Here is a 3,992-nt window from a genome sequence, read left to right on the forward strand (position 1 = left end):
GATTATCTTGAGCCCGTCGGGCTGGTGTGCCTTTGGCCTGCAGTTTTGGGGTGGTGGTTGTGTCCGGGACGTGCATGACGGTGGCATTGGGTGTCCTTTCCTTGTCGTGGAACTGTTATTGATTCGGGATGGTTGCGGGAGCTGGTGATGGGTTTTGGCGGCGTTGTCCGAGGGCGTGTTCGAGGGCCTTTCGCAGGCGTTGGTTCTCGTCGTTGAGTCGTCTGATTCGGTCGTTGGCGGCTTCAAGTCGTTGTCGTAGCGAGGCCTCGCTTGCCCGCTGTGACCGGGATTCCGGCGTAGGCTCCGGCGAGGCTTGGTTTTGGCGGAGGCGTTCGATTTCGGCGCGGAGGTCGGGCTGGGTGTAAAGCCAGGATCGGGAGACCCGGGCGTATCTGGCGACGGCGTCGAAGGTGACCGGGCGGCCGTCCGCGTGCAGGGTGCGCAGCGCTTGGATGGCTTTGGACCGGGTGAGCGCCGCGCGCTGCTGGGCGGCCTTGATCAGATGCCGGCTGTTGTCTGCGCGGTTCATCCGGCCGCCTCGTTTGGTGCGTTGTCGTCGAGGGAATCGATGATGCGGTCCAGGTTGTGCAGTACTGCCTGGTTCATCTCTATGAGTCGGGTCTGTCCACGGGCCTCGGCGGCGGAGAGGATCTGGACGGTCTGGCGGCGCTGCTCGCGGTGCTGGGGGAGGAACTCGGCGGTGGTGACGAACATGGGACAGGTCAGGCACGCGTTGGCGTGCGGGCAGGATTTCTGGACCGGCAGCCCGCAGAACCCGTTCGGCAGGCTCTGTGTCGCGCGGCCGAGGCGTTGCTTGGCCCAGCTGGCTTCGGCGAGAGGGCCTTGCGGGTCAACGGTGATGGTGTCGCCGTTGACGTTGACCTTGCGGGCTTTCTCCCAGTGGCGGCGCACGGTCGTGTCGTGCAGCCGGGCGTAGTGGGCGGTCATTTCGGCGGAGGTGTGATCGAGGAGGACCCGGACAACTTCCTGTGGAACGTCGCGGTTGATCAGTGTTGTCCCGAAGGTATGGCGCCACTGGTGCGGGGTCAGGCGCACCTCTAGGCCGTGTTCGTCGCGGATGTCGCAGCGTTCCAGCCAGTCTTCAAGCTGTCCTCGGTAGGAGTGGGTGGTGAGCGGTTTCGCCCCGTCGGGGTTCATCTTCGGGGCCGGGAACAGCCAGTTGCTGCCTTCGGGGAACCGTTCGCGGACGCGTTGTTGCTGGTCGAGGATGGAGGTATGGACTTCCTCGTCGAGGGGGACGAGGGCTTCGCGTTTCATCTTGCGGTTCAGATACCGCAGGTAGGGGGCGCCGTCGCCGTCACGGACCACGCAGTCGGGTACCAGGTTGCAGGCGTCCCCGACGCGCAGACCGCAGCGCATCAGGACCAGGGTGAGAAGCCGGCTGTCGGGGTTTGCCCATTTATCGAGGTTTTCGGGCTGGTCGAGTTGCGCCATGATGTGATCGGCCAGGGCCCTGGGCAGCCGTTTGGCCGGTCGGGGGAAGTCTTCAGGGTAGAAGTTTGCTGACGCCGGCAGGTTCTCGGCCCAGCCGTGACGGCGGATCGCGGCGAAGAAGGCGCTGAGGGAACTGACGTCCCGGCTTCGGGAGGTCACGGCCCGTTTGTCCCGGGCGAGCTCGGCGAGGAAGCGTTCCAGGATGCCGCGGTCGATGCAGTCCGGGCCATCAGTGGCGGGGATAGCGTGCGCGAGGAACGCGGCGAATCGGTTCAGGGCCAGGATGTCGACGCGGGCCTGGATGATTTCGCGTCCGCTGCTCAACCGCCAACGGATGAAGCGCTTTGCCAGGGCGCGCAGCCATGGTTGCGTGATCTTAGTGAAGCGGAGGGTGCCGCGAGTGTCGGTATAGCCGAGCCGGTTCAGGGCCCAGGCGTCGCGGGAATACTCGGACTCCCAGCCGGTTCCGGCGGAGAGGTCTTCGAGCCGCGTGTAGGCAAAGCGCAGGAATGCGAGTTGCCCGTTGTGGCGGTGGCTGCGGCCTGCCCGGCTGGCGCTATAGAACGCGGCCCACTGGTCAGGATTCCAGTCCAGCAGGGAGGTGACGCCGCTGTCGGAGACGAGCCGGATCACAGGCGTTACGACGGAGGCGCGGGTACTGGCCCGGCGTTCGTCGTGGCGGCACTGCAAGGCGTGTTGGAGCTCCAGCCGCAGCTGGGGTCGGTCGTCCAAGCATCGGAAATCAAACCGGTCCAGGCCCACGCTTTCGCAACGGGTGACGAACTCTTCCATGTCCGGCGAACCGAGGGCGTGCCACCGGGACTTGTGGTTCACACACAACGGCGAGTTGCCCTGTGCCCAGAGGTCACAGAACGCGAGCCGGCATGCGGGCCGCTCGGTGGCGGGCTCGGGGGAGAGGGTAGCGAGCCATCTGATCACATCGGTTTCGCCGGAGCGTCCGAAGAATCCGTGATGGCTGACGCAGAGGCCGCGTCTGGCCGAACCGAAGCGGCACCACGTGACGGCGCATGCCGCCAAGGGGCCATCGCCTACGGGCAACCGGCCCGGGCTGGCAAGGAACGACTCCCAGTCGGGGCGTCCTTGGTCCAGCCAGCGCTTGTAGTGGCCTTTGCAGAGCCCCTTGACCGTGCGTTGCCTCTCACACTCGTCGATCCGGCAGGACTCGGTGTTGAAGACGAGAGCACCAGGGGCGGGGATGACGATACCGGGTCGGAACTCTGGCCTGACCGTGGCCATGAGCTTAGCCAACAGACCGCGACCATCTTCATATTCATTCAGCGCAGGGAGGCTCACCAGGTGACCTCTTTTCCGGTCAGCAGCCCTGCCTTCTCTAGGGCGCGGCGGGCGTCCTCGACACTGAGGTGGCCGTAGACGTCGATGGTGGTTGCCACCGATGCGTGGCCAAGCAAGCTGCTGATCACCTCGATGGGCGTCCCGGCCCGCAGCAAGCGGGTGGCGTAGGTGTGGCGGAACCAGTGCGGGTCAAAATCCACCCCGGTGTTCCGGCGCAGCCGCTTCACCAAGTCATAGACTGCCGCGTAACTCATCGGCCGGCCGTGGGCGCCGCCCCATAGATTCACGAATACATAGTCGCTGTCCAGATCGCCGTATTCCTCGTGAAGGTAGTCGCCGTAGAGCCGCACGACGTCTGCGCCGATCGGTATCGTGCGCGGGGTAACGGACTTCGCCCGGGCCCGGTTGGCGTTCACCCGCCGACGGATCGTCAGCTCGCCCTCGGCCACTGCAATGTCCTCATGCCTGAGTCCGAGTGCTTCGCCGATACGGATTCCCGACTCCCACAGCAGGACGAACAGGAACCGGTCCCGCAGCCGCATGCACGCATCCAGCACTGCTTGTGCCTTCACTGCAGGCAGGACTGTCGGCAACCTCTTCGGCTCACGCAGTTTCACGATCCGGCGCCGCTGCGGCCTGTCCCCGGCAAGGTGGGCAAGGAATGGCCTCCATCCCGTTCTTCGGTGCCGGACCGTTTCGAACTCGGTGACAAGGTTGCCCAGTGGAACCCCATGACGGGAGTGGAAGACGTAGAAGCCGCTCACCGCCGCCAGCTTCCTGTTCACCGTGCCCGCCCCGCAATGATGGGAAGCCGACGGCAGCAACGTCACGTCAGCGGTCCGCCCGGCGGGCGGAAGCCGAAGCCAGGCCACGAACTCGCCCACGTTCTCCAGCGTCACCTGGCGCCAATCAACGCCGCGGCACCGGAGAAAGACGAACCAGTCCTTGAGATCATGCGCATACGCCTTGAGCGTGTTCGGCGACCGCTCGACGTCGGTCAGGTAGGCCAGGAACCGCTCCACCGGCTCGACGACACCATGATCATCAAGCACAGTCCACGACTCAAGCGGCGAACCGGACACCAAAACTCGTTGAACCTGCATGAATCCTCCCGCGATCCCGTGTGATGGACGGCTTCAGATAAGCACCTCCATCAGGCACATTTGCACGGTTACGGGCCTCGTGCTGCACGTCAAAGACGCCAGAGTTCCGGCTCCAGATAA

The 3,992-nt window shown here is 64.9% G+C and carries 3 protein-coding genes; all 3 read right to left on the reverse strand.

Annotation, left to right across the window (positions count from 1 at the left end; all coding sequences use genetic code 11):
- Positions 1–115: 115 nt before the first annotated feature.
- Genes AB7I40_RS23685 through AB7I40_RS23695 form a run of 3 tightly spaced genes read right to left on the reverse strand, consistent with a single transcriptional unit; the run spans position 116 to position 3,851 of the window.
- Positions 116–529, reverse strand: coding sequence for a DUF6262 family protein (locus AB7I40_RS23685; protein ID WP_428348163.1), 414 nt, complete (start codon positions 527–529; stop codon positions 116–118).
- Positions 526–2,769, reverse strand: a complete 2,244-nt coding sequence (locus AB7I40_RS23690) for a tyrosine-type recombinase/integrase (protein WP_428348164.1) — start codon at positions 2,767–2,769, stop codon at positions 526–528. The genes AB7I40_RS23685 and AB7I40_RS23690 overlap by 4 nt, the downstream gene beginning before the upstream one ends.
- On the reverse strand, positions 2,766–3,851 hold the full coding sequence (locus tag AB7I40_RS23695; protein WP_428348165.1) for a tyrosine-type recombinase/integrase: 1,086 nt from the start codon (positions 3,849–3,851) through the stop codon (positions 2,766–2,768). Before AB7I40_RS23695 ends, AB7I40_RS23690 begins: the two co-directional genes overlap by 4 nt.
- Positions 3,852–3,992: the final 141 nt, after the last annotated feature.

It is taken from the genome of Nocardioides sp., from assembly GCF_050246775.1.
In the GTDB taxonomy this organism is placed as follows: domain Bacteria; phylum Actinomycetota; class Actinomycetes; order Propionibacteriales; family Nocardioidaceae; genus Nocardioides.